This is a genomic window from Amycolatopsis sp. NBC_00345, assembly GCF_036116635.1.
Classification (GTDB): domain Bacteria; phylum Actinomycetota; class Actinomycetes; order Mycobacteriales; family Pseudonocardiaceae; genus Amycolatopsis.
This window is the reverse complement of record NZ_CP107995.1, coordinates 8,804,344-8,830,665: the sequence shown is the minus strand read 5'-3', so window position 1 is coordinate 8,830,665 and position 26,322 is coordinate 8,804,344. Positions and strand designations below refer to the sequence as shown.

Annotated in this window: 20 protein-coding genes; 6 read left to right on the top strand and 14 right to left on the bottom strand. The window is 70.2% G+C overall.

All coding sequences use genetic code 11. From position 1 onward, the window contains the following. Window positions 1-61 precede the first annotated feature (61 nt). On the top strand, window positions 62-1,522 hold the full coding sequence (locus tag OG943_RS40120; protein ID WP_328606120.1) for a right-handed parallel beta-helix repeat-containing protein: 1,461 nt from the start codon (window positions 62-64) through the stop codon (window positions 1,520-1,522). A 41-nt stretch (window positions 1,523-1,563) separates the two neighbouring features. On the opposite strand, the gene OG943_RS40115 is transcribed toward OG943_RS40120, so the two are convergent. From OG943_RS40115 to ddaH, 14 genes are all read right to left on the bottom strand, one after another. Then, the gene (locus tag OG943_RS40115) at window positions 1,564-2,211 is read right to left on the bottom strand and encodes a phosphatase PAP2 family protein (protein ID WP_328606119.1); all 648 of its coding nucleotides are present in this window, start codon (window positions 2,209-2,211) and stop codon (window positions 1,564-1,566) included. Further along, the gene (locus OG943_RS40110) at window positions 2,208-3,398 is read right to left on the bottom strand and encodes a glycosyltransferase (protein WP_328606118.1); all 1,191 of its coding nucleotides are present in this window, start codon (window positions 3,396-3,398) and stop codon (window positions 2,208-2,210) included. The genes OG943_RS40115 and OG943_RS40110 overlap by 4 nt, the downstream gene beginning before the upstream one ends. Further along, window positions 3,395-4,552 (bottom strand): O-antigen ligase family protein, encoded by a 1,158-nt coding sequence (locus tag OG943_RS40105; protein ID WP_328612279.1) that lies wholly within the window; start codon window positions 4,550-4,552, stop codon window positions 3,395-3,397. Before OG943_RS40105 ends, OG943_RS40110 begins: the two co-directional genes overlap by 4 nt. Before the next feature lie 127 nt (window positions 4,553-4,679). After that, the gene (locus OG943_RS40100; protein ID WP_328606117.1) at window positions 4,680-6,209 is read right to left on the bottom strand and encodes a right-handed parallel beta-helix repeat-containing protein; all 1,530 of its coding nucleotides are present in this window, start codon (window positions 6,207-6,209) and stop codon (window positions 4,680-4,682) included. A gap of 22 nt (window positions 6,210-6,231) precedes the next feature. Continuing rightward, a complete protein-coding gene (locus OG943_RS40095) occupies window positions 6,232-8,145 on the bottom strand; it encodes an alginate lyase family protein (protein WP_328606116.1) in 1,914 nt (637 codons plus the stop codon). Further along, window positions 8,145-10,376 carry a bi-domain-containing oxidoreductase gene (locus OG943_RS40090; protein ID WP_328606115.1) on the bottom strand — a complete coding sequence of 744 codons (2,232 nt, stop codon included), beginning with the start codon at window positions 10,374-10,376 and terminating at the stop codon, window positions 8,145-8,147. The genes OG943_RS40095 and OG943_RS40090 overlap by 1 nt, the downstream gene beginning before the upstream one ends. Before the next feature lie 7 nt (window positions 10,377-10,383). Beyond that, window positions 10,384-12,297 carry an asparagine synthase (glutamine-hydrolyzing) gene (gene asnB / locus OG943_RS40085; RefSeq protein WP_328606114.1) on the bottom strand — a complete coding sequence of 638 codons (1,914 nt, stop codon included), beginning with the start codon at window positions 12,295-12,297 and terminating at the stop codon, window positions 10,384-10,386. Between the two features lie 73 nt (window positions 12,298-12,370). Beyond that, complete coding sequence (locus OG943_RS40080; protein ID WP_328606113.1) at window positions 12,371-14,083, bottom strand: Wzz/FepE/Etk N-terminal domain-containing protein; 1,713 nt, start codon at window positions 14,081-14,083, stop codon at window positions 12,371-12,373. Next, window positions 14,080-15,444: an exopolysaccharide biosynthesis protein gene (locus OG943_RS40075; RefSeq protein ID WP_328606112.1), complete on the bottom strand. Its 1,365-nt coding sequence runs from the start codon at window positions 15,442-15,444 to the stop codon at window positions 14,080-14,082. Before OG943_RS40075 ends, OG943_RS40080 begins: the two co-directional genes overlap by 4 nt. A 112-nt stretch (window positions 15,445-15,556) precedes the next feature. Next, complete coding sequence (locus OG943_RS40070; protein WP_328606111.1) at window positions 15,557-16,747, bottom strand: glycosyltransferase family 4 protein; 1,191 nt, start codon at window positions 16,745-16,747, stop codon at window positions 15,557-15,559. Further along, window positions 16,737-18,053 carry a nucleotide sugar dehydrogenase gene (locus tag OG943_RS40065; protein ID WP_328606110.1) on the bottom strand — a complete coding sequence of 439 codons (1,317 nt, stop codon included), beginning with the start codon at window positions 18,051-18,053 and terminating at the stop codon, window positions 16,737-16,739. The genes OG943_RS40070 and OG943_RS40065 overlap by 11 nt, the downstream gene beginning before the upstream one ends. Window positions 18,054-18,307: 254 nt before the next feature. Beyond that, window positions 18,308-18,994 carry a glycoside hydrolase family 75 protein gene (locus OG943_RS40060; protein WP_328606109.1) on the bottom strand — a complete coding sequence of 229 codons (687 nt, stop codon included), beginning with the start codon at window positions 18,992-18,994 and terminating at the stop codon, window positions 18,308-18,310. Window positions 18,995-19,264: 270 nt separating this feature from the next. Beyond that, on the bottom strand, window positions 19,265-19,900 hold the full coding sequence (locus OG943_RS40055; RefSeq protein ID WP_328606108.1) for a polysaccharide deacetylase family protein: 636 nt from the start codon (window positions 19,898-19,900) through the stop codon (window positions 19,265-19,267). A gap of 84 nt (window positions 19,901-19,984) precedes the next feature. Next, window positions 19,985-20,827 carry a dimethylargininase gene (gene ddaH / locus OG943_RS40050; RefSeq protein ID WP_328606107.1) on the bottom strand — a complete coding sequence of 281 codons (843 nt, stop codon included), beginning with the start codon at window positions 20,825-20,827 and terminating at the stop codon, window positions 19,985-19,987. Between the two features lie 74 nt (window positions 20,828-20,901). Here ddaH and OG943_RS40045 point away from each other — a divergent pair, with 74 nt between their 5' ends. From OG943_RS40045 to OG943_RS40025, 5 genes are all read left to right on the top strand, one after another. After that, window positions 20,902-21,351 carry an Lrp/AsnC family transcriptional regulator gene (locus OG943_RS40045; protein ID WP_328606106.1) on the top strand — a complete coding sequence of 150 codons (450 nt, stop codon included), beginning with the start codon at window positions 20,902-20,904 and terminating at the stop codon, window positions 21,349-21,351. A gap of 61 nt (window positions 21,352-21,412) precedes the next feature. After that, entirely contained in the window at window positions 21,413-22,174 is a 762-nt protein-coding gene (locus OG943_RS40040; RefSeq protein ID WP_328606105.1) for an enoyl-CoA hydratase, read from the top strand. Window positions 22,175-22,471: 297 nt separating this feature from the next. Further along, entirely contained in the window at window positions 22,472-24,403 is a 1,932-nt protein-coding gene (locus OG943_RS40035; protein WP_328606104.1) for a 2-oxoacid:acceptor oxidoreductase subunit alpha, read from the top strand. Beyond that, window positions 24,400-25,482 (top strand): 2-oxoacid:ferredoxin oxidoreductase subunit beta, encoded by a 1,083-nt coding sequence (locus OG943_RS40030; protein ID WP_328606103.1) that lies wholly within the window; start codon window positions 24,400-24,402, stop codon window positions 25,480-25,482. Before OG943_RS40035 ends, OG943_RS40030 begins: the two co-directional genes overlap by 4 nt. 104 nt (window positions 25,483-25,586) lie before the next feature. Next, entirely contained in the window at window positions 25,587-26,321 is a 735-nt protein-coding gene (locus tag OG943_RS40025) for an N-acetyltransferase (protein ID WP_328606102.1), read from the top strand. Window position 26,322 lies beyond the last annotated feature (1 nt).

Genomic DNA, 26,322 nt, shown 5'->3' with positions numbered 1-26,322 from the left:
GAATTTCAAGTTCACCCGTCGGTGCCGAGACGGGGAAGTCACGCGGACGTAGCTTGGCCCGATGGGTAGAGCGGTGGCTTCGGTGCTCGGATTTGTGCTGCTACTGGGCGGGGTGAGCACCGCTCAGGCCGCCGAAACAACGGGGCACGCGTGCGGGAACCAGCCGGACAGTTACCCGGCCGCCCCCGCGGGCGCCGTGGTCGCCGACCCCGGCGTCGACAACGACCTGGAGCTGAAAACGCAGGCGGCGCCGGGCGGGACGACGTTCTGGCTCAAGCCCGGCACGCACACCCTCGGCGGCGACCAGTACGGCCAGGTCCGCCCCAAGGACGGCGACGTTTACCTCGTCGCGCCCGGCGCGGTCCTCGATGGGCGCGGCGCCAACCTGTTCGCCTTCGCCGGGACGGCAAGCGACGTGGTGATCCGCAACCTGACCGTGCGGAACTTCGCCGCGCCCCAGGACCAGGGTGTGGTCAACCACGATTCCGGCAGCCATTGGGTGATCGAGAACGCCACCGTCGAGGACAACCGCGGCGCGGCGCTGATGGCCGGCGACCGGCAGGAGGTCCGGCACAGCTGCCTGCGCGACAACGGCCAGTACGGCATGAACGCCTACCGCGCCGGCGACGGCATCACCGGCCTTGTCCTCGAAGACAACGAGATCACCGGCAACAACACCGACAACTGGGAGGCCAAGGCGCCCGGCTGCGGGTGCAGCGGCGGCGTCAAGTTCTGGGCGGTGAACGGCGCCGACGTGCGCGGCAACTGGGTCCACGGCAACCACGGCCCCGGCCTCTGGGCCGACACGAACGACAACGACTTCCTGGTGCAGGACAACCTCTTCGAGGACAACGAGGCCGAGGCGCTATTCTACGAAATCAGCCACAACCTCACCGTCCGCGGCAACGTGTTCCGGCGCAACGGCATCGTCGCGGGCCTCGCGAAAGCCACGAAGGGCGACAACTTCCCCGTCGCGACGATCTACCTCTCCGAGTCCGGCGGCGAGCCCCGCCTCACAGCACGCACGCACCAGATCGACATCGGCGACAACACCTTCGAGGACAACTGGGGCGGCATCACGTTGTGGGAGAACGCGGACCGCTTCTGCAACAGCCCGGCCAACACTTCCACCGGCTACTGCACGCCGTTCGCTACGAAGGCCCAGTGCACGGCGCCTTCGATCGCGCAGAAACCGCTGTATGACGACTGCCGCTGGAAAACGCAGCACGTCACGGTGCACGACAACCAGTTCACCTTCGACCCCGCGCACCTCGGATGCAGCGTTTTCTGCGGCCGCATGGCGATCCTCTCGAACTACGGCACTTACCCGGACTGGTCACCGTACAAGGGCGACGTCGTCGGGCAGGCCATCACTTTCGCGCAGGACAACCACTTCACGGCCAACACGTACAGCGGGCCTTGGACGTTCGTCGCCCATGACACCAGCCGGGCACTGACTCCGGCCCAGTGGCAGGCGGCGCCGTATGGGCAGGATGCGGGGAGCAGCTTCTCAAGCTTGTGAGTGTTGATGACGGTTCTAACCGTCATCAACACTCACAAGCCCTAAAGCCGCGCCGCCACCCGGTCCACCGCCCATGCCGTAGCCGGGATCACCGCGAACGCCGTGGCGAAGCCGCCGATCGTGTCCGTCGGGTAGTGCGCGCCGAGGCCCACTTCCGCCCACGCCATCAGCAAACCGCAGACCAAAGCGACACCCAGCACCACCGCCACAGCAAAAGCGCGACCCAGCTTCAACCGGTCCACCAGCACAAAGGCCCCGATAAGAGCCAACGCCGTGGCAAACGCCGTGTGCCCGCTCGGATAAGACAAGAAGCTGCCGTGGATCGTGCGCCCGGTCAGCGGCTTCAGCACCGACGTCAAGGCCACCGTGACGCCGCACCCCACCAGCGTGAGCACAGCCGTACGCGACCGGCCCGCGAGCAGCGAGCCGCCCACGAACAGCACGATCAGGATCGCCGAACCCACCGGCTCGCCGCAGAAGTCGATGGCGTTGGCGAAGTACCACCACGGGTCGGGCAAACCGTCCGGGCCTGGCAGTAGACCGGCGTCGAAACCGCTCGGTGCCGAGTGGCCCGCGAACACCGCGCCCAAAACCACCAGCACCACGAGCCCCAGGGCGGCGAGGACCAGCGAAGGCGCGCGCACCGGAGCGGGCAGCGCCGTCGGCGCTGTGCGGACCGCGTTCCTCATCGAGCCGAACCGTACGCCGCGATCGCTGCCTCATAGCCGGAGACCAGCCGGCGTAGGCCGACCTCCGGGGTGAAGTCCTGCTCGTACCGCTCCCGCGCGGCCTCCCCCATCTTGCGATTGCGCTCCGGGTCCGCGACGGCGTCGCGCAGCGCGTCCGCCAGTGACGGCGCCGAGCCGGGCGTGTGCAGCAGGCCCGTCACGCCGTCGGAAATCAGCTCCTCGAACGCGCCGTGCGCGGGCGCGACCGTCGGCACCCCCGCGGCCATCGCCTCCACCACCACCAGCCCGAACGCCTCCAGCCAGGCCGACGGCGCGACCATCACCGCCGCCCGCGCCGCCAGGTCACGGCACTCCGCGGCGCTCTGGAGCCCGACGTACGACACGTCGTCCCGCCCCGCGGCCCACGCGGCCACCTCGTCCGACAGCGGCCCGGTCCCGGCGATCACCAGCGGCAGCCCGAGCGAACCACCCAGCCGGTGCCACGCCGCCATCAGCAGCGGCACACCCTTTTCCTCGGTCAGCCGGCCGAGGAAAAGCACGTGCTCACCGCCGCCGGTCCGGCGCACGCCGGGGTCGGTGACGAAGTTGTGCTTCACCGTCATCCGCGCCGACGGCAGGCCCGCGTCCACCAGCAGCCGCCGCTGGGCGTCGGAGATGCAGAAGAACCGCGTGACCCCCGTCTGCCAGCGGTGGCGGTTCGCGACGAGGTTGACGGCCATCGGCAGCGTCGCGACGGCGGACCCGCGGTAGCACCCGTGCCGCACCGCGGGCACCGGCCCGCGGCCGACGCAGTCCGTGCACACGTGGCCGTCGCGGTACAGCGTGCCGGGCGGACAGACCAGGCCGTAGTTGTGCAGCGTCGCCACCACCGGCACCCGCGCGTCCGCGCACGCCGCCAGCACCGAGGGCGACAGCAGCGGGAACGTGTTGTGGACGTGCACCACGTCCGGCCGCTCGACCCGCAGCCGCGTGGCCAGCTCGGCGCGCACGGCCCGGTTCCACGGCACCCGCAACGGCACCAAAGCCTTGTGCGGCAAGGACATCGACACGATGTCGTCGCTCTGCCGCTCGAACCGGCCGACCTTCACGCCGCCGCGGTGCAGGAGCGCCACCTCGGCGTCGACGACGTTGTTCTCCCCGCTCGGCTGCTCGGAGCGGTAGCGGTTGTGGACGACGAGCACCCTCATGCGGGCCGGCCTTTCGGGATGAAGTCGTCCTCGCGCACCCGCCCGCCGCCTTGCGCGAGCAGCGTCGCGGCCAGCGCCAGGTGCAGCAGGTACGGCGAAGCGTCGCCGAGCCCGGCTTCGGTGTAGGACGCGGAAATGCAGTAGGTGATCAGGAAGATCGCGCAGGCGCGGGCCAGCGACGGCGGCCGCAGCACCGCCACCGCGACCAGCACCAGCAGGAACGACGCGACGATGGCGATCCCCACGAAGCCCTGCTCGTGGTAGACGGCGAGCCAGCTGTTGTCGATCGGGAGCCCGTCGTAGGACTTGTCGGTGAGCCCCACGCCGAAGATATACTCGTTGATCGTGCGCGGGGCCGAAAGCAGCGCGTCCCACACCTTCGCCCGGCCGGTGAGGCTGGAGAAGTTGTCCTCGCTCTGCCCGCGCAGGAACCACGCCTGCAGCAGCCCGCCGAGCACCACCGCCGAAAACCCGCTGATCACCACGACCGCGGCGAACACCTTGCGCGCGCGGGCGCTGGTCAGCGCCAGTGAGAGCAGCGCGACCACCAGTCCGGCGACCAGCCCGAGCGTCGCCGTGCGGGTGTGCGAAAGCAGGAGCAGGGCCATCGACGGGACGATCACCGCCAGCGCCGTCTTGTACTCCAGCCGCTTGCCGAGCCACAACAGCGCCGCGAGGCCCGCGATGACGGCCGCGTACTGCCCGACCTGCGGCGGCGTCAGCGGCCACACCGCGCCCGCGAGCCGCCCGCCGTACGTCTCGGGCATCGACTTGCCGGGTGACACGACCAGCCCGATGGCGACCGAGACGAGCACCGCGCCGAACATCCGGATGTGGTGGCGCACAAAGGTGAACGACCCGTTCCACCACGGCGTGAGCAGCCACAGCGTCACCACGAAAACACCGAACCGGAAGCACCGGAACAGCGCCCCGAGGCCGCTCTGCAGGTCCAGGCTGGCCACGATGCTCGTGATGAGCAGCAGGCTGAGCAGCATCAGGTAGGCGCTGGGCCGGACCTTGATCCGCGGGTTGAGCACCAGCGCCAGCGCGAACGCCGACATCAGCGCGCCCATGGTGACGATCTGGATGACCGACCGGGGCAGCGGGATCACGGTCTGCGCGCCGGTGGAGCCCAGCGTGTTGAGGATCAGCAGCGCCCACGACGCGCCGACGAGCTTCGGCGTCGGCTCACCCTCTGCGGGCGTCGGCTGCTGAAAAGCTCGTGAGTGTTTATGACGGTTAGAACCGTCCTCAACACTCACGAGTCCTGACCTCGCCAAATCAGCCACCCCCGCCGCGCTGGTAGGTGGTGCGGGCGTCCTGGTTGTACGGCGCGCCCTCCCATTCGCCGATGCCGAGGATGTGGCTCTGGTCGCCCGCGATGAACGTCCACGGCCCGGCGTAGGCGTTGTCGTGCCAGGTGTTGCCCTGGCTGTGGGTGATCGCGTCCTGCACCACGTCGCCCTGGTACGGCGACCAGTCCGGGTAGGTGCCGAAGTTCGACAGCAGCCCCATCCGCGCACAGGTCTCCTGGCAGCCGATCGCGTCCGGGTCGAGCACGAAGCGGTTGTTGTGCACGTCGACGCGCTGGGTCTTCCAGCGGCAGTCGTCGTACAGCGGCTTCTGCGCGATCGCCGGCGCGGCGCACTTGGTCACGTCCGGCACGAGCTTCGTGCAGACGCCGCTGGAGGTGTTGGCCGGGCTGTTGCAGAAGCGGTCCGCGTTCTCCCACAGGGTGATGCCGTTCCAGTTGTTCTCGAACACGTTGCCGTAGATCTCCAGCTTCGACGTCCGCGCCTGCACCCGCGGCTCGCCGCCGGACTCGGAGACGTAGATCGTCGACACCGGGAAGGTGTCGCCGCGGTCGGTGTACTTGCGGCCGTCGACGAGGTTGTTGCGGCGCAGCGTGTTGTTCCGGATCACGGCGTTGTAGCTGGTCTCGTACGTGATCGCGGAGCTGTCGTTGCCCTCGATCAGGTTGCCCTCGATCAGGAAGTCGTTGTCGTTCGTGTCGGCCCACAGCCCGGTGCCACGGTTGTCGTGCACCCAGTTGCCGACGACGTCCGCGCCGTTCACGGACCAGAACTTGATCCCGCCGGTGCAGCCGCAGCCGTCGACCTTGGCCTCCCAGTCACCGGTGTTGTTGCCGGTGATCTCGTTGCCGCGCACCACCAGCCCGGTGATGTCGCCGTCGCCGGAGAACGCGTTCATGCCGTACTGGCCGTTGCGCCGCAGGCAGTTGTCCAGCACCTGCTGCTTCGCGCCGGCCATCAGCCCGGCGCCGTCGTTGTCCTGGACGGTGGTGTGCTGGATCAGCCAGCCGTCGCCGGAGTCGTGGTTGACCACGCCCTCGTCGCGCGGCGCGACGAAGCCCTGCACGGTCAGCGACTGGATCTTGACGTTCTTCGCGTGCCCGGTGAACGCGTACTGGTTGAGCCGGCGCCCGTCGAGCACCGCGCCGGGCGCGCCGACGTAGACGTCGCCGTCCTTCGGCTGCACCTGGTCGAACCGGTCGTCGCCGAGGTGGTGGGCGCCGGGTTTGAGCCAGAACGTGGTGCCGGGCGGGGAGTCCTTCGTCTTCGTCGCGAGGTCGTCGGGCACCGCCGGGTCCACGGTCACCGCGCCCGCCGGGGCGGTGACGGGACCGGGCGGCATCTTGTCGCACAGCGCGGCGACGGGCCCGGACGGCGCGGCCGAAGTCGCGGCGACCTGGCTCGACGCCGGGTCTTCCTCGGGTGCGCTGGAGCACCCGGCCAGGACCAGCGGGCACAGCGCACCCAGGAGCAGAGCCAGCCTGCTGGTCAGTCGCACATCGTTCCTCTCGGCGAGACGGTCAGGGGAAGCGGAGCACGGTGGTCAGCGGTTCGTCGGCGGCACCGGCGAAACCACTGCCCACCAAGGTGGTCGCCGGTTCACGTCGGCCGAAGCCGGACGAGTACCAGCCGAGCGGCGGGTTCGTTTCGCCGCGATGCGCGGTCCAGGCGAGCCCGGCAGGCAGTTCCAGCGTCGCCGTGTGCCCCGGCCAGGCCAGCTTCGCCGTGCTGCTGTCCAAGGTCACCTCGACGAGCGGGCCGAAGTGGAACGCGAGCCGCGCGGGCACCGACGTCACGGCCTCGACCTCGTCGACCACGGTCAGCGTGCGGCCGGTCAGTTCGACGCATCGGCGATGCACCGCCGGTGCGTACCCGTCGTGCTCCGCGCGCCAGCGCACCGGCCCGACGGCCAGCGTCCGCGTGCTCGCGTGCCGGGTCCAGAGGAACGGCCCGCCGGACGTCGACTGGTCCGTCCCGCCGAGCTCCAAACTGTTGTGGCCCAACGTGGAACGGAAGTACGAGCGCCACTCCGGCTCGCCGTGGTAGCAGTACGTGCCGGGGTCGGCGAGGATGTCGACGCCGTCGTGGCGGACCTCCAGCGACAACGCGTCGGCGTGCGCGTGGGCGGCGATGGCCAGGAAGCCGTGCGGCCCGCCGTCGCAGCGGCACCAGATCTCCGGCGCGGCCGGCTGGTTCGCAGGGGTGCGCAGGATCGTCATGCCCGCGTCGAACAGGTCGTCGGGCCGGCGCGGCGGCCGCATCCCCTCCAGCTCGGGCACCTTGGCCAGCGCCGAGAACAACGCGGTCCGCACGTCGCCGCCCGGCACCTCGGGCCACCAGTCGCGGCGGCCGAACAGCGCGTCGCCCGTCGCGAGCAGCGAGGCCCAGCGGCTCACGCCGGCGCCGTCGACGACCAGCCCGTAACCGTCGTCGGCGTCGCCCTGCCTCGGCGGCCGCAGTTTGACGTCCACAATGGACGCCAGGGCGTCGCACATCCGGCGCAGCACCAGCCAGGTCGACTGGGGCACGGCGTCGCCCGCCTCCAGCGCGGCCGCGAGCCCCAGCTCCAGCACCAGCCCGTGGTACTCGGTGGCCAGCTCGCGGTTGAGCCCGGAGGCGAACGTGTTGGCCTGCAGCTGCGTGTCCAGCGATCGCACCGCCGTGTCACGCCAGCCGGCCGATTCCGGGAACCAGTCGAACGCGCAGGCGGCCGCGAGCTGCCCGGCGTCCTCGGCGATCACGTGGTTGTTGGCCGACGAGCCGCGGCTCGGGAAGGCGGCGAGCCAGCGCTGGTGGTGCCAGACCTGGTGCAGCGCCTCGGGATTGTCCTCGAACAGGCCGGGCGCGCCGGCCCAGCCGTCGAGCAGCCGCCGCACCCACACCCAGGACAGCAGCCGGATGCCCAGCTCGATCCCGCTCAGCCAGTGCACGCCGCGCATCGGCGGGTTCGCCACCCACCAGGACTTCAGGTGGTCGGCCACGCGGTGGGCGTACCGGTCGTCGCCGGTCAGCGCGTACGCGGCGGCCAGCACGGTGAGGTGCTGGTGGCGCGAGGGCTCCCAGATCTGCTTGATGTCACCGACCGTGTCTTCGCTGCGGTAGGCGATGTCGAACGAGTAGGCGTCGCCCGGCGCGTGACGGCCGGTCTTCGGGTCGAAGGCCCAGTCGGGCGCGACGAGGTCACCGCGTTCGACGCCGAAGTACTCGGCGTGCCCGTCCATCAGCCGCTCGGCCGTGGCCAGCAGCTCGCGGCGGGCGTCGTCCGAAACTTCGGCCAGCGGGCTGAGCGGGGCGAACGCGCGGTGCGGCAGCCAGGTGGCCTTCTGCCGCGAGACGCCCCGCCACTGCTGCTTGCGCAGCGCGTCGGTGGCCCGGCCGGCGATCTCGGCCGGCCCCATCGCCGAAAGTCTTCGCAGGTACCAGGCGGGGTCCATCACCCGAGCACCGCCGACGGCTCCAGCCGCACCGGCGCGCCGGTTTCGAGGCTGCGGCTCACGGCGAGCGTCGCCAGCGTGGTCGCCACCAGCGAGCTGACGCTGATCGGCATCGCGACGCCGGTGGTCAGCGCGGTCACGAAGGCCTCGACCTCGGCGCGCTGCCCCTTGTCGCGGCCCTTCGGGATGCGGGAGCTGGACCAGCGTTTCTTGCCGTAGACGGACGCCCGGGCGAAGTCGTCGAACTTCAGCACCCGGCCGTCGGCCAGCACGTCCAGCGTCTCCTTCTGGAACGCGGTGGAGCCGCTGGTGACGTAGCTGATCGCGGCGGTCGAGCCGTCGGCGTACCGCAGGAGCACCTGCAGGTCGTTGTTGCCCGGCGTGGCGGTGGCGTACACCGAAACCGGGTCGCTGCCGAGGAACCAGCTGACGGTGTCGATGAAGTGCCCGCCCTCGCCGGCGAAGCGGGTGCCCTCGGAGCCGGCCTGGTTGTACCAGCTGCCGGAGTCGAGCCGGCCCGCGTTCACCAGGTAGCGCACCGACGCCGGGCCGACGCGCGGGCCGAACTGGACCCGCGCCTCGTTCAGCAGCGGCGCGAACCGGCGGTTGAAGCCGACCTGCAGCCGGTTGTTGCCCGACTCCCCGATCGCCTCGACGATGCCGCGAAGCTCCTTTTCGGACAGTGCCAGCGGCTTCTCCACGAACACGGCCTTGCCCGCGAGCAGCGCGCGCCGGGTCAGCTCGGCGTGCGAGCTGTGCCGGGTCACGATGAACAGCGTGTCGACGGTGTCGTTCGCGAGCAGCTGGTCGAGGTCGGTCGACGCGCGGGCGAAGCCGAACTTGCGCTTGGCGTTCGCGCCCGAGAGCGCCGAGGTGGTGACGACCTCGGCCAGGCTGACGCGGTCCTGCTCGACCAGATGCGGCAGCAGCATCGACGACGCGTAGTTCCCCGCACCCACAAACCCGATCCGCAGCCCGCCGCTGCGCGGTTCCGGACGTGCCCTGAAGGCCACCTTGAGGGCATCTGCGTCCCTGAAGGCCACCTTCAGGGCATCCGGGTCCCTGAAGGTGGCCTTCAGGGCATCCGGCGAGGAGGGGGTGAGCACAGCGTCCGGGTAGCGGAACAGCACCGCGACGGCCTTCAACTCGCCGTCGTTGAGCGATTTGTAGGTCTCCACCGCCGAGGAGAAGTCCGCGACGTGCGTGACCAGCGGCTCGACGTCCAGCTTGCCGCGCGCCGCCAGGTCGAGGAAGCACTCGATGTTGCGCCGCTCGGTCCAGCGCACGTAGCCGATCGGGTAATCGCGGCCCTCCAGCTCGTACGACGGGTCGTAGCGGCCGGGCCCGTACGAGCGCGAGAACCGGACGTCCAGCTCCTTCTCGTAGTACGCGTTCCACGGCAGGTTCAGCGAGATCTTGCCGATGTCGACCACGCGCCCGCGGTCGCGCGCGAGCTTCGCGGCCAGCTCCACCGGGTCGTTCGTGCTGCCGCCCGCGGCGAGGTAGACCTGGTCGGCGCCGTGGCCGCCGGACAGCTCGGCCACCGCGTTGCCGATCAGCCCGGAACCCGGGTGGCCGCAGGCCAATGCGCCGAGCCCCGCGGCCAGCTCGCACCGGGCCGGGTCGGGGTCGACGCCGACCACCCGCGCGCCGGACGCCACCAGCAGCTGCACCACGAGCTGCCCGATCAGGCCGAGCCCGATCACCAGCGCGAGGTCGCCGAGCTGCGGCTCACCGCGGCGGACGCCCTGCATCGCGATCGAGCCGACGGTGCCGAACGCCGCGTGCCGCGCGGAAAGCCCGGCGGGCACCTTCGCGTAGAGGTTCTTCGGCACCCAGTTCAGCTCGGCGTGCAGCGCGTGCTCGTTGCCGGCGCACGCGACGAGATCGCCAACGGAGACGTCGTCGATCCCCGCGCCGACCTCCTCGACCACACCGCACAGCGAGTAGCCGAGCGGCGTGTACGAGTCGAGCTTGTTGGTCACCTTGCGGTAGGTCGCCGGCAGCCCGTTGGCCGCGACGCTCTGCATCACCTTCGCCACCTGGTCCGGCCGCGAGCGCGCCTTGCCGAGCATGGACATGCTCGCCTCGGACACCTTCATCATCTCGGTGCCGGTCGAGATCAGCGAGTACGTCGTGCGCACGAGCACGCCGCCCGGCTTGCACGCGGGCACCGGGACGTCGAGAAGCGCCAGCTCCCCGCTCTTGTAGTTCTGCACTACCTGCTTCACAACGCTCCTAGCTGCTCGACGCCGCGGCGGACTTGGCGCCGCGGTACCAGTACTCGAGGGTCAAGATGTGCCAGAGGTGCTTGGCGCGGTCCTGCTGCCCGGCGGCGTCCTCGGCCACGAGCTTCTGCAGCGCATCACGCCGCAGGAACCCGGATTCGACGAGCACGCCCTCGTTCACGACCTCCCGCACCAGCGGCGCGAGGTCACGGCTCATCCAGGCCCGCAGCGGGGCGCTGAACAGGCCCTTCGGCCGGTAGACGATCTCCTTCGGCAGGATCGCCAGCGCGGCTTCCTTGAGCGCCGCCTTGCCCTGGCGTCCGACGATCTTCTTGTTACCCGGCACCCGGAACGCGGCCTTGACGACCTCGACGTCGACAAACGGCGTGCGCACCTCGGTGGACGCGGCCATCGTCGAGCGGTCGGTGTAGGCGAGGTTCAGGCCGGGCAGGAACATCCGGGAGTCGGCGAGGCACATGCGGTTGACGTAGTCGGTCAGCGCGTTGTCGTTGTAGGTGTCGGAGTGCTCGGTGAGCACGTCGTCCACCTCCGCGGCCAGGTCCGGGTTCACCAGGTCGAGCAGCTCGCCGCGGTCGTACATGGTGTAGCTGCGCCGGAACGCCGTCTCCTCCGGCAGGTCCGCGAACGACAGGAAGCGCTTGGCGAACCGCACACTGCGGTAGCCGCGCGTGGCCGAGGCGACCGGCAGCCGGTCCACCACCGACCCGATCGGCCGGCGCACCAGGCCCGGCACCCGCTGGTAACGCAGGGCCAGCTGGTTCGCGAAGTGCTTGCGGTACCCGGCGAACAGCTCGTCGGCGCCCATGCCGGAGAGCAGCACCTTGACGCCGGCCTCGCGCGCGGCCGAGCAGATCAGGAACGAGTTGATCGCCGCGGGATCGCCGATCGGCTCGTCGAGGTGGTAGGTCATCCGCGGCAGCAGGTCGAGCACCTGCGGCGCGATCTCGATCTCGTGCAGGTCCACGCCGAACTTGGCGGCCGCGATCCGGGCGTACTTCAGGTCGTCCGGCATCGCCTCGAACTTGGCGTCTTCGGCGCGGAAACCGATGGTGTAGGCGGAAATCCCGGGTGTCTGCCGTGCGGCCAGCGCGGTCAGGTAGCTGGAGTCGAGGCCACCCGAGAGGAAGGTAGCCACCGGCACGTCGGAGAGCAGGTGCTTGCTGGTGGAGTCGGTGATCACGGCGTGCAGGTCGACGTCGCCGGTGTAGGCCGCGCCCTCCTCGGCCACCTGGCGCAGCGACCAGTACGCGCCGCGCTCGCACGTGCCGTCCGGCCGGAACCGCGCCCACGTGCCGGGCTGTAGTTTTTCCGCCTCGCGGTAGGCGCACCGGCTGTCCGGCACCCAGTAGTAGAGCAGCGACGCGATGAGCGCGGCCTCGTCCACCTGGAGCGTGCCGCCCAGCTCGCCCGCCAGCGCCTTCAGCTCCGAAGAGAAGACGACGCCCCCGCCGCGCCGTACGAAGAACAGCGGCTTGATGCCCAGCTGGTCGCGCACCAGCACGAGCTCGCCGGTGCGCTCGTCGAAGACGCCGAACGCGAACATGCCGCGCAGCCGCGGCAGGCAGTCCGTGCCCCACTCGCGCCAAGCGCGCAGCAGCACCTCGGTATCGGACGTGCCCCGGAACTTCACGCCTTTCGCTTCCAGCTCGACGCGCAGCTCGGGCGCGTTGTACAGCTCGCCGTTGTAGGTCAGCGCGAGGCCTTCGGCCACCATCGGCTGCGCGCCCGTCTCGGACAGGTCGATGATCGACAGCCTGCGGTGTCCTAAGTGGACTTCACCGGCCCCGGCACGGTGGTCGTAGTGACCCGAGCCGTCCGGCCCGCGGTGCGTGAGGCACTTGGTGAGCCGGTCGGTCAGCGGGCCGCCGTCCGGCCAGTGGTAAGCACCTGCGATGCCGCACATCGGCGTTCGCCTCTCTGCAGATCAGGACTTGTGAGTGTTTATGACGGTTAGAACCGTCATAAACACTCACAAGTCAGGTTTGGTGGCCGTTGCCGTTGACGGCGGTGGTCGAGTGCTGCGGGACGACCGGCCGGAACCGGCGGGTCGGCGCGTCGAACGAGTCGGTCTCACGCGGGGCCACGGCCGCGCGCTCGCCCGCCGGCTCCATCGGCCAGTCGATCGGCCGCTCCGGCCGCTGCTCGACGAACTTGCGCGGCCCGGTCCCGCCCGAAATCCGGTCCGCTGAGGTCCCCTCGACCGCGACCCGCTCGGCCGTGGCGTGCACGGCCGGTTCCCCTGTGACCTGTTCGGCCTGCTTGGCCACGACGGCCGACGCCCGGCCCCGCAACGCCGTGTGCAGGCCGTCCCAGAGCGTGCCGTCTGTGTGGTCCTTCGGGTCCGGGTCGACGAGCACCACGCCGGCGATCGGGATCCGGCAGTCGGCGAGCTGGCGCGCGACCGTGTGCAGCCACAGCGTGTTCGCATGCCCGGCGCGGACGACGAGCACCGCCTCCGTGCCCAGGTATTCGAGGTCCGTCCACGCGGTGCCCGGCGCGACCGTGCCGACGCCGATGCGCCGCGATGCCGCGTCCACGGCCGGGTCACCGGCCTCGACGACCCGCACGTCGCCCGCGACCGGCAGCTTGCCGACGTCGCGGCGCGGCAGGTCGTCGACGACCACCACCGGGCCGTCTTCGGCCAGCTCCTTCGCCAGGTTCAGCGCCAGCTCCGCGGCGACGCCGGGCGCGCCCAGCTCCAGCAGCGCGAGCGGCCCCCGTTCCGACCGCGTGGCGCGGGCGAGCGTGACGGCCACCCGCTTGCGCTCCGACACCCCCGGGCCGCGGGACCAGAACCGGGCCGGGCCGGGCAGTTTCGACGGCAGCTGCGCGATCACCGAGGCGCCGAGGTGCTCGGCGATCTCACGGCGCAGCACCGGCCGGTCGCGCACCAGCGCCGTGACCGCGGCGAACGCGAGGCCGAGCGCCAGCCCCAGCGCGAGGCCGATGGCGCCGTTCGTGGCGCCCGTCTTCAGCAGCGACGCCGGCAGCACGGCCGGCGCGTCCACGATCTGCGTGCCCGCGGCGACCTGCGGCGTGCCGATGCCCGCCTGTTGCGCCTGGTTCTGCAGGTCCGCGATCTTCGACACGAGGTCGGCGCGCTGGGTGTAGAGCTGGGCGAGCGTGCCCGCGTTCGACTTGCTGCCCTTGGCGTTCTCCGTCGCGGCCTGCGCGTCGATGTCCGCCAGCTGCTGCTGGGCCTGCGAGCGCTGGTCGAGCAGGGCCTTGGACTGCGCGGTCGCGGCGGCCTGGTTGCGCTGCACGTGGTCGGCGACGAAAACGTCGGCGAGTGCCTGCGCCTTGGCGAGGGCGTCGGCCTTCGTCTTGGCCTTGACCGAAACCTGCATGACGTTGTTGGTCAGCCCGAGGCCGGTGTAGTCCTTGAGGAAGTCCGCCGGCGCTTCGGTGCTGCCGGCCTTCTTCAACGCCGCGGACGCGATCTTCGCCGTCTCCAGCACCGCGACGTCGGTGCGCATCAGCGTGCCGCTGTCGGTCGGCGAGTCGTCGGGGTGGACCACGATGATCTTGGTGACGGCGGTCGGCGCCGCGGGCAGGGCGATCGCCGCGGCCCCGCCGAGGACCAGTCCGGCCAGCGCGAAGCCGAGCCACAACCGGCGTCGACGGCGCAGGGCCACGGCCAAGCGGTGCAGGTCGACCAACGGCGGGGAGGAACTCTGCGGACTCGTCACGCCGAACCAACCATCACGTCACGGCCCGCCGGGACCTGGGGTGGACCCGCGTCGGCGGGTTCCTTGCGCGGCTTGCCCTTGACCCGGACCGCGCGGGTGAGCACGGCGCCCAGCACCTCGTGCCCGGCGTCGGCGCAGGCTTCCGCGATGGCGACCAGCTCCCACGCGCTGCGCGAGCCGAGGGAGAGCACTACAAGCACGCCAGTGGCGCCGTCCGGCACAACCGGTTGCGCCGCCGTCACTTCGGCGACGGTCAGCTCCACGCGCGGCCGCTCGGAATCCGCCAGCGCGGTGAACTGGGCAACGGCCTGCTTCGCCGCGGTGTCGCCCTCGGCGACCAGCACGAGCAGCCGCCGGACGCCCTTTTCGGCGGTCAGCCGGGCGAGCACCCGCCGGTAACGCAGGTCGCGGCTGGCCCGGTCGGCCGAGGCCGGCACCGGGGGCAGGTTCCACGGCCGGTCGCTGCCGATGAGCCGGCGCAGCCGTCCCCGCAGACCGGCGGCCTTGACGCGCTGGGCGGACTCGGGCACGTCGACAGCGGCCAGTACGGGCGCGCCGAGCGCCGAGCCGATCTCCTCCTCGCCGCGCAGCCGTCGATCGTTGCGCGAGCCGAAGAGGTGACCGAGGAGGCCGACGAGGAAGAAGAGGACGGCGCCGCCGGCGACCAGCTGCGGCATCGTGGGCGCGGCGGGTGACGTCGGCCGTTCGGCCGGGCCCATCACGACCATGTTGCCCGTGCCGGTGGCCGCGTCGGCCGCGTTGAGGTTGTTCATCGCCTGCTCGAGCGAGGTGCGCAGGCCCTGCAGCTCGGTCTGGACCTGCACGGCCTCGACGGTCTGGCCGTCCTGCACCGAGCGGGACAGGTCGAGGATCCGCTGGTTGGTCTGGGTCACCTGCTGGCGCAGGGCTTCGCGCTGCTCCTGCGCGAGCTGGGCCGCGGTGTCCGCCGAATTGCTGAGCAGCTGGGTGGAGTACTTGACGAACTCCTTCGCCACCTCGTCCGCGAGCTGCTGCGCGGCCAGCGGGCTGTCGCCCTTGGTCGTGATCGTCACGACGTTGCCCTGGGCCACCGAAGCGGTCACCGACTTCTGCAGGTCCGTGCCGCTGACCCGCAGGCCGAGGGTGGCCGACGCCCGGTCCAGCACCACAGAGCTGGTCGCGACCTGCGCCTGCGTCAGCAATTCGTCGGCCTGACGCGGGCCTTGCAGCAGCACGCTCGCCGACGTCTCGTACCCCGGCGAGAACACCACCGAAGCGGCGGCGCCGACGCCCGCGCCGACCACCACCAAGAGCAGCAATGCCCGCCACCGCCGCCGGAGGAGCACCCCCACCGTGGAAAGCCGAACCGTGTCGTCACTCAAACCGGGGTCTCCTCCCGCATCCGATCTCACCAGTGGCGTGCCGGTCAGTAACCCCGTCGTCGGGCTGCAGGTGTTGGTTACACCGGTCGTCGCAACCTTGTTCAAACCGCGATCAAGACCGGACGGCCCGCTCATACGCGGCCAGCAGCGCCTTCTGCGAATTCCCCCAGGCCAACGGCCCGCTGACCCGCTCCTGGCCGAGCTTGCCCATGCGGGCCCGCTCCTCCGGGGAGTCGAGCAGCACGCCGACCAGACGGGCGAACTCGGCGACGTCGTTCGGCGGCGCGTAGAGCGCGGCGTCGCCCGCCGAAACGCGGGCCTCACGCAGCTCGAACGAGACGATGGGCTTGCTCATCGCCATGTACTCCATGATCTTGTTCATGGTCGACACGTCGTTGAGCGGGTTGAGCGGGTCGGGCGAAAGGCACACGTCGGCCGCGGACAGGTAGCGCAGCAGGTCGGCGTCGGAGACGCGGCCGGTGAACTCGACCTGATCGTCCAGGCCCAGCCGCTTCGACAGCGCCACCATCTCGTCGAACGTGTCGCCGGCGCCGAGGAACACGGCGTGCCAGTCATCCCGGCCCACCTCGTCCCGCAGTGAAGCCAGGGCGCGCAACGCGTAGTCGACGCCGTCCTGCGGACCCATCACGCCGAGGTAGCAGAGCAGATGGGGCTTGCCGCGCTTGAGTTCCGGCTCCACCGGCACCTCGTGGAACCGCTCGACCACGGGCGCGCTGCGGACCACGAACACGTCCTCGGGCCGTTTGCCGCCACGGATGAGCGCGACCTGGCGGTAGCTCTCGTTGGTGGAGATCACGACGTCGGCCGCCCGGTAGGTCGAGCGCTCCAGCGCGCAGACACCGCGGTAGAGCCGGTCCTGGCCGCGGTCGAACCGCGAGAGGTACAGCTCCGGCACGAGGTCGTGCTGGTCGAAGACGAACTTCGCGCCCTGGCGCTTGAGCATCCGGGCGACGAGGAACAGCAGGTCCGGCGGGTTGCAGGCGTGCACGACGTCGACCGGGCCGATCCGGCGCGCGAGCCGGAACGTGTGCCACAGCGCGGTGCCGTACTCCTGCAGGTACCCGGCCGGGCCGCCGGTGGCCGCCGTGAGCGGGTAACGGTGGATGTGGACCTCGTCGATCACGGCCTCGGACTCGGTGTCACGTTTGGTGCCCTGCGGGCAGATCACGTGCACCTCCCAGCCGGCGTCGCGCAGCGTCGTGCACTCCTGCCACACGCGGCGGTCGAAGGGGACCGAGAGGTTCTCGACCAGGATCAGCGCTCTTCTCTTGTCACCAGGCAAGTCCGACGTATCCCTCTTCGGCCCGGCGCGCCTCGGCGTCGGGGATGCGGACCAGGTCGACGAGCGTCTGCCCGCCGCCGTGCGGGAGCGCGGCCAGCACCGCGGGGTCGGCCGTGCCGATCAGGCAGACGTCGGCGTGCTCCAGCACCTCTTCGACGGAGCCGGCGAGCAGCTGGCCGAGATGCGGCAGCCGGCCCTCGATGTACTCGCGGTTCGCGCCCATCAGCCGCGAGAGGCTGACGTTGGCGTCGTAGATCTTGAGGTCGTAGCCCTTGCCCAGCAGCCGCTCGGCCAGCTCGACGAGCGGGCTCTCGCGCAGGTCGTCGGTGCCGGGCTTGAACGACAGCCCGAACAGCCCGACCTTGCGCTTGCCGGTGCGCGCGACCAGGTCGAACGCGCGCTGCAGGTGATCGTCGTTGGACGGCAGCACGTGCGCGAGGATCGGCACGGAAACGTCCGCGCGGTGCGCCGCGTACACGAGCCCGCGCAGGTCCTTCGGCAGGCACGAGCCGCCGAACGCGAAGCCGGGCCGCAGGTACGCGGGGCTCACGTTGAGCTTGCGGTCGGCGAGGAAGACGTCCATCACCTTGTGCGAGTCGAGGCCGAGCGCCCGGCAGATGGAGCCGAGTTCGTTCGCGAAGCCGATCTTGAGGCCGTGGAAGGCGTTGTCGGCGTACTTCGTCATCTCCGCGACCGGGATCGGCACGCGGAAGACGTCGCCGGGCAGTCCCTCGTAGAGCTGGGCCACCACGTCGCCGCTGGCCGGGTCGATCTCGCCGATCACGGTCTTGGGCGGGTCGAAGAAGTCGCGGACGCTGCTGCCCTCACGCAGGAACTCGGGGTTCACCGCGACGCCGAAGTCGACGCCAGCCGTGCCGCCGCTGGACTTCTCCAGGATCGGCACCAGCAGGTCGAGGCAGGTGCCCGGCAGCATGGTGCTGCGGAACACGACCGTGTGCCGGGTCCCCTTGCGCGCCAACGCTTCGCCGATCTGGTCGGCGACCCGTTCCAGGTACTCGGTGGACAGGCTGCCGTTGGCCGCCGACGGCGTGCCCACGCACACGAGCGACACGTCGCTCTCCGCCAGGGCCTTGGCCACGTCGGTGGTCGCGCGCAGCGCCCCGGACGCCACGACCGCCGCCGTCAGCTCACCGATCCGCTCCTCGACCACCGGCGCGTGGCCGGACGTCACCAAGTCGACCTTCACCGGGTTCACGTCGACACCGATGACCTCGTGCCCACGTCCCGCCAGACAGGCCGCGGACACACATCCCACGTAACCCAGCCCGAAGACACTGATCTTCACGCTTGAACCTCCGCCCGCGTCAGCTGACCGATTGGTCGCCGGGCGGGGACGGTTCGTTACCTGTTCAGGCCACACCCGAAATCGTTACAGAATCCAGGTATCGATTTCGCTTTTTTTGCCTGGTGAGCGGCAGTTTTCGTTGCCGTTGGGCCATTTCCGGCCAAGAAGCGACGAAGCGCCGAGGGAAGCCGCGAAAGCTTCCCCCGGCGCTTCGCCGAGCTCGGTGTCAGTTGTTGTTCATGAAGATGGTGGCGTCAGTTGTTGTTCACGAACGTCGTGGCGAGGTCCTGCCCCGTGCTCGTGGCGTTCCCGTGGTTTTCGATCGGCGAAACCTCGGAGTTCTTGAAGCAGATGTAGGTGACGCCGGAGTCGGTCCCGCCGTTGGACGGGTCGGGGTTGATGCCGAGGTCGTTGGCCGTCGCGTAGGAGGCCTCGCCGATGATCCCGGTCGGCCCGGTGTCGCCGATGACCGCGTACTCGACCTTGTCGCCGTAGATGACCGCGCAGGCCCCGCCGCCCTTCAACTGCGAAGACTCGTAGTTCCACTTGCCGGACGCACTGGGCACAACGATGTAGGGCAGCTTGGCGGCGTCGAGCGGCTGGTCGTCGGACTGGTGGAACGCCGTGTCGGACTGGAAGCAGCAGTCGGTGTCCTCGTTGCACTGCGTCGTCCGCTGGCCGTCGCAGTCGATGTCCATGTCGGCTTTCCAGAACACGGCCCCGTTGGCGTCACAAACGGCGACGGTGTCGGACGAGGCGTCCTCGTCGGTCTTGTACTTGCCGTTGGACACCTGCTGGCACCCTGTTGTCTTCGCGAGCAACTCGGCCGCGGTGGGCGCGGCGGCCACCCCATGCCCCACCGGCACCGCCGCCGAAGCGACCGCCGACGGCATCACGGCGGCGGCCAGCACCACGGTCACGAACAGGATCAGCTTCCTCATACGCACACTCCTCCGGTCAGGAAAACTTCCTTACAGATTCGCGGCGTAGCAACAGAATGCCCCGGCCCCCGGCCCGTTTCAACTCGGCACGGCAGACTTCCCCACCACCGGAACACCTTCCCCACCACCGAAACACCCCACCCGAAACGCCCCACCCGAGACGCCCCACCCGAGATGCCCTGAAGGCCACCTTCAGGGACCAGGATGCCCTCAAGGTGGCCTTCAGGGCCTGCGCAAGCGACCCGAGGCCTCAAACCGGCCCCGCGCGCCTCAGCCCCACCACCATCCGCCCAGCCCCCGCCGGAACCCGCCGGCCCCCAGCACCCCGTCCACCCACGCCGAGTCCATCTCCCGATGCACCTGGACCCGAGGCTGCAACCACCCGCCGGACCCGCTCCCCAACGACCGCGAACTCGAATAGACCCGCGTGGCCCCCGCCGCCCGCAGCCGCCCCAGCACCCGCCGGTCCAACCGTCCCGAAGGCAGCGAATACCGGCAGACCGCCCGCCCGCTCAGCTCCGTCAGCAGCTGGGGCGCCGCCTCCAGCTCGCGCCGCGCCTGCCGGTCGTCCAGCCGCCGCCAGTCCCGCCGCTCCCACCCGTGGGAGCCGACGTCCATCCCGGCGTCGACCAGCTGCCGCAGCCCGTCCGAATCGACATACCCCCGCTCGCCGACGCGGCCGGCCAGCGGGAAGAACTCCGCGCGCAACCCCCGAGAGACGAGCCGGGGCAGCGCGACCTCCACGTCGGAGGCGTTGCCGTCGTCGAAGGTCAGGTGGGCGTCCTCGTGGTCGGCGACGGCCTCGAGCAGCCGGTCGAACTGCTCGACGGTGATCCAGCGTTCGTCCTCGCCCGGATCGAGCGCGCGCTCCGGACGGCCCACCCCGTGCACCGCGATGTTGACCATCACGCTCCCTCCGGCTACCGCACTGACCTCCGTTTCACGATTAATCGGATTGGCAAATGGAGTAGTTACACTGTTGACACAAAGTTATTTACGAATCTCCAAAGTGCAGCACTTCGGACCGCCTCCGGCCTTGCGCAACTCGGAGATGTCGACGTGCACCGGGTCGTACCCGCGGGCCGCCAGCCGGGCGGCCAGTTCGGTCGCTTCCAGGGGCAGGACGACGTTGCGCCCGTCGGAGACGCCGTTGAGGCCGAAGCACTCCGCGTCGGCCGCCGTCGCGATTACCGCGTCCGGGAAGAGCCGCGCCAGCACCCGCCGGGAGCCGGGCGAGAAGGCCTCCGGGTAGTACGCGATCTGCGCGGGGCCGGCGTCCGTCGCCTCGGTGAGCACGAACAGCGCCGTGTCCAGGTGGTAGTACCGCGGGTCGATCAGGCTCAGCGAGACGACCGGGACCCCCAGCGCCTCCTGCGCCTCCGCGTGCGCGGCGGGGTCGGTGCGGAAGCCGGTGCCGGCCAGCAGCAGCCGCCCGGTCCAGGCGAAGTCGCCCTCGGCCTCGTTGACCTTCTCCGGCATGGTGATGTCGCGGTAGCCGTGCTCGACGAACCAGCGGCGGAAGTGCTCGGCCTCGGCGGTCCGCTGCGGCGCCCGGAACCGCGACCCGAGCACGCGCCCGTCCACGACGGTGCCGGAGTTCGCGGCGAAGACCATGTCCGGCAGCCCCGGCTGCGGGTCGATCTCCTGGACGGTGTGGCCGAGGCGGCGGTAGGTGTCGCGCAGCTCGGTCCACTGCGCGACGGCGACGTCGGCGCTGACCGGCTTGGTGGGGTCCATCCAGGGGTTGATCACGTAGTCGACCGCGAAGAACCGCGGCGGGCACATGAGGTAACGGCGGGTGGTGGGCACTCGCTGCTCAGCTGATCCCTGCATACCTGAAGACTAAGGTTGACCTAATATCACAATCAATCGCTGTTTGCTGCGCGTATACCTGCTAAACATTGCGTGTGAACAGCATCGACCAGCGAATCGTTTCCTGTCTGGTGGCCAACGCGCGTTCCAGCTACGCGGAGATCGGCAAAGTCGTCGGTCTCTCCGCGCCCGCGGTGAAGCGGCGCGTGGACCGGCTGCTCGAAACGGGTGTCCTGCGCGGCTTCACCGCGGTGGTCGACCCGGAGGCGCTCGGCTGGGGCACGGAGGCTTTCGTCGAGGTCCACTGCCAGGGCAACGTGACGCCCGCGCGTATCAGGGCCCGGCTCGAACCGCTGCCGGAGGTCGTCGCCGCGTACACCGTCTCCGGCGCGGCGGACGCCATCGTCCACCTGCGCGCCGGCGACATCCACCACCTGGAGACGGCGCTGGAACGGCTGCGCGGCTTGGAGATCATCGACCGCACCGTGTCCACGGTCGTGCTGTCGCGGCTTCTGGAGCGGCCGCCCAACCCCAAAGACTCGTGAGTGTTGATGACGGTTAGAACCGTCATCAACACTCACGAGCCCGGCTGAGAAGGTGGGGGCCATGACCGACCGCATCCACAGCGAGCACGACCAGGGCGTCGCGCTCCTCACCGTCGACGCGCCGAAGAGCCGCAACGCCCTCACCCTCGACCTGTCCGCCGAACTCGCCGCGGCCGTGGCGCGCGCCGAGGCCGACGAGTCCGTGCACGCCGTGGTCGTCACCGGCGCCCCGCCCGCCTTCTGCGCGGGTGCGGACCTGACCGCGCTCGGCGCCGCGGGAGAACAAGGCCTGCGCGCGGTGTACGACGGGTTCCTCGCTGTCGCGCGCTGCACCCTGCCGACGATCGCCGCGGTAGGGGGCGCGGCCGTCGGCGCCGGGCTGAACCTCGCGCTGGCCGCGGACGTCCGGCTGGCCGGCCCGCGCGCGAAGTTCATCCCGCGGTTCCTCGAACTCGGCCTCCACCCGGGCGGCGGGATGACCTGGATGTCGCAGCGCGCCGTCGGCCCGCAGCAGGCCGCCGCGATGACGCTGTTCGGCGAAGCGCTCGACGCCGAGGCCGCGGTGCGCGCCGGCCTCGTCCTCCGGCTGGTCGAAGGCGACCACGACGCATTGGTCCAGGCCGCCCGCGACCTCGCCGCGCCGACCGTCGCCGCGCCCCGCGAAGTGGTCTTGTCCACCAAGCGGACGCTGCGCCACACCGGCGGCCTGACCCAGCACGCGGCCGCGGTCGACGCCGAAATCGGGCCGCAGCTGGAATCGCTGGCCTCCCCCGCGTTCGCCGAGCGGCTGGCGGCGATGAAGGCCCGGATCAGCGGGCGCTGAGTCGCTGGCAGCGCACTGAGCCAGTGGTTGAGCAGGGCCATCAGTGGGAGACGCGCGTCACTGCGTTTCGCCCAGTACTCCCGTTACCATCGGTCACAGGTAACACCCAGCGTCCGTCACCGTGGCCGGGCCCGGAGTCCTTCCGGTCCGGGTACCCCACACTTCGGGAATACCCGAGCCTTCGACGAGTAGCCTCGGGGGTAGGCCTGGTGATCCAGCCGACATCGCCGGGCGGGCGTTAATCCCGGGGGCCGACCCGGGGCCGCAGTTCGTCGGGAGAGAGGGATTCCCTGACCTATGAGCACGAGTGCGAACGGCAGCGAGACCGGTGACGGTCCCAGCTCCCTGACCGCAACCAGGTCCACCGAAGTCAGCAAGCTGGACCGGGTGGTCATCCGGTTCGCGGGCGACTCCGGCGACGGTATGCAGCTGACCGGCGACCGCTTCACCTCCGAAGCGGCGGCGTTCGGCAACGACCTGTCGACAATGCCGAACTTCCCGGCCGAGATCCGCGCCCCACAGGGCACCATCCCCGGTGTTTCCTCGTTCCAGGTGCACTTCGCCGACTACGACATCCTCACCCCCGGCGACCGGCCGGACGTGCTGGTGGCGATGAACCCGGCGGCGCTGAAGGCGAACCAGAGCGACGTGCCCAAGGGCGGCACGATCATCCTGAACACCGACGAGTTCACCAAGCGCAACCTGGTCAAGGTCGGGTACGAGAACGACCCGCTGGACGACGACTCGCTGTCGTCGTTCCAGGTGCACCGCGTCGCCATGTCGACCCTGACCCAGGGCGCGCTGGCCGAAACCGGGCTCGGCAAGAAGGACGCCGAGCGGTGCAAGAACATGTTCGCGCTCGGGCTGCTGTCGTGGATGTACCACCGGCCGACCGAGGGCACGGAGCGGTTCCTCAAGGAGAAGTTCGCCAAGAAGCCGGAAATCGCCGAGGCGAACATCCTGGCCTTCCGCGCGGGCTGGAACTACGGGGAGACCACCGAGTCGTTCGCGACGACGTTCCAGGTCGCGCCCGCGAAGCTGAACCAGGGCACCTACCGGCAGATCACCGGGAACACCGCGCTGGCGTACGGCCTGATCGCCGCCGGGCAGCAGTCCGGGCTGCAGATCCTGCTCGGCACGTACCCGATCACGCCGGCCTCGGACATCCTGCACGAGCTGTCCAAGCACAAGAACTACGGCATCATCACCTTCCAGGCCGAGGACGAGATCGCCGGCATCGGGGCGGCGCTGGGCGCTTCCTACGGCGGCGCGCTGGGCGTCACCTCGACCTCCGGGCCGGGCGTGGCGCTGAAGTCGGAGGCCGTGGGCCTCGGCGTGATGACCGAGCTGCCGCTGGTGGTCGTCGACGTGCAGCGCGGCGGGCCGTCCACCGGCCTGCCGACCAAGACCGAGCAGGCCGACCTGCTGCAGGCGATGTTCGGCCGCAACGGCGAGTCCCCGGTGCCGATCGTGGCGCCGCTCTCGCCCGCGGACTGCTTCGACGCGGCGATGGAGGCGACCCGGATCGCGCTGAAGTACCGGACCCCGGTGCTGCTGCTGTCCGACGGCGCGATCGCGAACGGCTCCGAGCCGTGGCTGGTCCCGAACGTCGAGGACCTGCCGGACCTGCGGGTCGAGTTCGCCACCGAGCCCAACGCGGACGACGGTTCCGGCGAGTTCTGGCCGTACGTGCGCGATCCCGAGACGCTGGCCCGCGCGTGGGCCGTGCCGGGCACGCCCGGCCTGCAGCACCGCATCGGCGGGCTGGAGAAGGCCGACCGGACCGGGCACATCTCCTACGACCCGGACAACCACGACAAGATGGTCCGGCTGCGCCAGGCGAAGATCGACGGCATCGACGTCCCCGACGTCGTGGTCGACGACCCGTCCGGCGGCAAGGCTCGGGTACTCGCGCTCGGCTGGGGCTCGTCCTACGGTCCGATCGGCGCGGCCTGCCGCCGGGTGCGGAAGCTGGGCCTGCCGGTGGCGCAGGCGCACCTGCGCCACCTCAACCCGTTGCCCGGCAACCTCGGCGACATCCTCCGCTCCTACGACAAGGTCGTGGTGCCGGAGATGAACCTCGGCCAGCTCTCCCTGCTGCTGCGGGCCAAGTACCTGGTGGACGTCCACTCGCACACCAAGGTCGCCGGCCTGCCGTTCAAGGCCGAGGAACTGCAGAACCTGTTCCGCGAGATCATCACGAGCGTTACCCCGGAGGGCGTCAAGTGACTGCCATCGACCTCGGGCTGCCCCAGCCCAATGGGCTTCCGCAGCCAAGCGGCCTGGACCTTGTGCCGACCACCGACGAGCCGCAGAAGGCCAAGGACTACAAGTCCGACCAGGAAGTCCGCTGGTGCCCCGGCTGCGGCGACTACGTGGTGCTCAACGCCGTGCAGTCGTTCCTGCCGACGCTCGGGCTCAAGCGCGAGAACATCGTGTTCGTCTCGGGCATCGGCTGCTCGTCGCGGTTCCCGTACTACCTGAACACCTACGGCATGCACTCGATCCACGGCCGCGCGCCGTCGATCGCGACCGGGCTCGCCACCACCCGCCCGGACCTGTCGGTGTGGGTCGTGACGGGTGACGGCGACGCACTGTCCATCGGCGGCAACCACCTGATCCACGCGCTGCGCCGCAACGTGAACATCAAGATCCTGCTGTTCAACAACCGGATCTACGGGCTCACCAAGGGCCAGTACTCGCCCACCTCCGGGCAGGGCATGGTCACCAAGTCGACCCCGATGGGCTCGCTGGACGCGCCGTTCAACCCGCTCTCGCTCGCGATCGGCGCCGAGGCCTCGTTCGTCGGGCGCGCGCTGGACTCCGACCGCAAGGGCCTCACCGAGGTCCTGCAGGCCGCCGCGGAGCACCGCGGCTCGGCGCTGGTCGAGATCTACCAGAACTGCCCGATCTTCAACGACGGTGCGTTCGACGTGCTGAAGGACAAGGACGAGGCGGCCCAGCGGCTGATCCCGCTGAAGGCCGGCGAGCCGATCCGGTTCGGCGCCGAGAGCGAGTTCGGCGTCCGCCGCGGCGACTGGGGCGGCCTGGACATCGGCAAGGTCAGCGAGATCGGCGAGGACAACCTCGTCGTCCACGACCCGTCGATCGCGGACACCACCTACTCGTTCGCGCTGTCGCGGCTCGGCGACCAGAACCTGACGCACACCCCGATCGGCATCCTGCGCCAGGTCGAGCGGCCCACCTACGACGACGGCGCCCGCGCCCAGGTCGAGGAGGCCCGCGCGGCCCGCAAGCCGGACCTGCAGGGCCTGTTGCGCGGCAAGGACACCTGGACCGTCGTCTGACCTGAATGGACGGAGAAAGGGCCACCGCTCGCGAGCGGTGGCCCTTTCTCTATGCCGGATAAGCGTTTGACAAGCCGGTGAGACTTGCGGATGTGGCGCTGACAATGCACAACCGCGGCCAGGACCCGGAGATCTTCAAGGCGACCAACCATGCCGACTTCGCCCGGTCGTGGCCGATCTTCATGCAGCAGGACCCGAACGGGCGGCTTTATTACGGCGAGCTCGACACCGTCGCCGACTACGTGCTGCTCGCCACGGACGGAGACGAGCCGGTCGCGAAGGCCTACTCAACGCCCTTCGCCTTCGGGGGCAAAGGGCGCGAGAACCTGCCCGACGCCGGTTGGGACGAGGTGATCAGGTGGCAGCACGACGACCGGCTGGCCGGCCGGGAACGCAACGCGGTGACCGCTCTGGAGATCATCGTCCTGAAGGAGCGCCAAGGCGCCGGAATCGCCTCGGCGATGGTGAAAGCTCTGCGGGACAACGCTTTCCGTCTCGGACACGACGTGCTCTACGCCCCGGTGCGACCGTCACAGAAATCGGATGAACCCGAGACGCCGATGAGCGAATACGCCTTCCGGGTGCGTGACGACGGCCTGCCCTATGACGCGTGGTTACGCGTGCACGTGCGGGCAGGCGGGCGGATTCTGAAAGTCTGCCCGCTGTCGATGACCATCCCCGGCACGCTCGCGCAGTGGCGGGAGTGGACCGGGCTGCCGTTCGACACCGACGGCCCGGTGATCGTGGAAGGCGCGCTGAACCCGGTCCTCGTGTCGACGTCGCAGGACTTCGCCGTTTACACCGAGCCCAACGTCTGGGTTGAGCACCGCAAGCCCTGAT

What these genes read in the sequence shown, in the direction of transcription:
- OG943_RS40120 (WP_328606120.1), top strand. Translation starts at nt 62, where the DNA reads ATGGGTAGAGCGGTGGCTTCGGTGCTCGGATTTGTGCTGCTACTGGGC.
- OG943_RS40115 (WP_328606119.1), bottom strand. Translation starts at nt 2,211, where the DNA reads ATGAGGAACGCGGTCCGCACAGCGCCGACGGCGCTGCCCGCTCCGGTG.
- OG943_RS40110 (WP_328606118.1), bottom strand. Translation starts at nt 3,398, where the DNA reads ATGAGGGTGCTCGTCGTCCACAACCGCTACCGCTCCGAGCAGCCGAGC.
- OG943_RS40095 (WP_328606116.1), bottom strand. Translation starts at nt 8,145, where the DNA reads ATGGACCCCGCCTGGTACCTGCGAAGACTTTCGGCGATGGGGCCGGCC.
- asnB (WP_328606114.1), bottom strand. Translation starts at nt 12,297, where the DNA reads ATGTGCGGCATCGCAGGTGCTTACCACTGGCCGGACGGCGGCCCGCTG.
- OG943_RS40060 (WP_328606109.1), bottom strand. Translation starts at nt 18,994, where the DNA reads ATGAGGAAGCTGATCCTGTTCGTGACCGTGGTGCTGGCCGCCGCCGTG.
- OG943_RS40055 (WP_328606108.1), bottom strand. Translation starts at nt 19,900, where the DNA reads ATGGTCAACATCGCGGTGCACGGGGTGGGCCGTCCGGAGCGCGCGCTC.
- ddaH (WP_328606107.1), bottom strand. Translation starts at nt 20,827, where the DNA reads ATGCAGGGATCAGCTGAGCAGCGAGTGCCCACCACCCGCCGTTACCTC.
- OG943_RS40040 (WP_328606105.1), top strand. Translation starts at nt 21,413, where the DNA reads ATGACCGACCGCATCCACAGCGAGCACGACCAGGGCGTCGCGCTCCTC.
- OG943_RS40035 (WP_328606104.1), top strand. Translation starts at nt 22,472, where the DNA reads ATGAGCACGAGTGCGAACGGCAGCGAGACCGGTGACGGTCCCAGCTCC.
- OG943_RS40025 (WP_328606102.1), top strand. Translation starts at nt 25,587, where the DNA reads ATGCACAACCGCGGCCAGGACCCGGAGATCTTCAAGGCGACCAACCAT.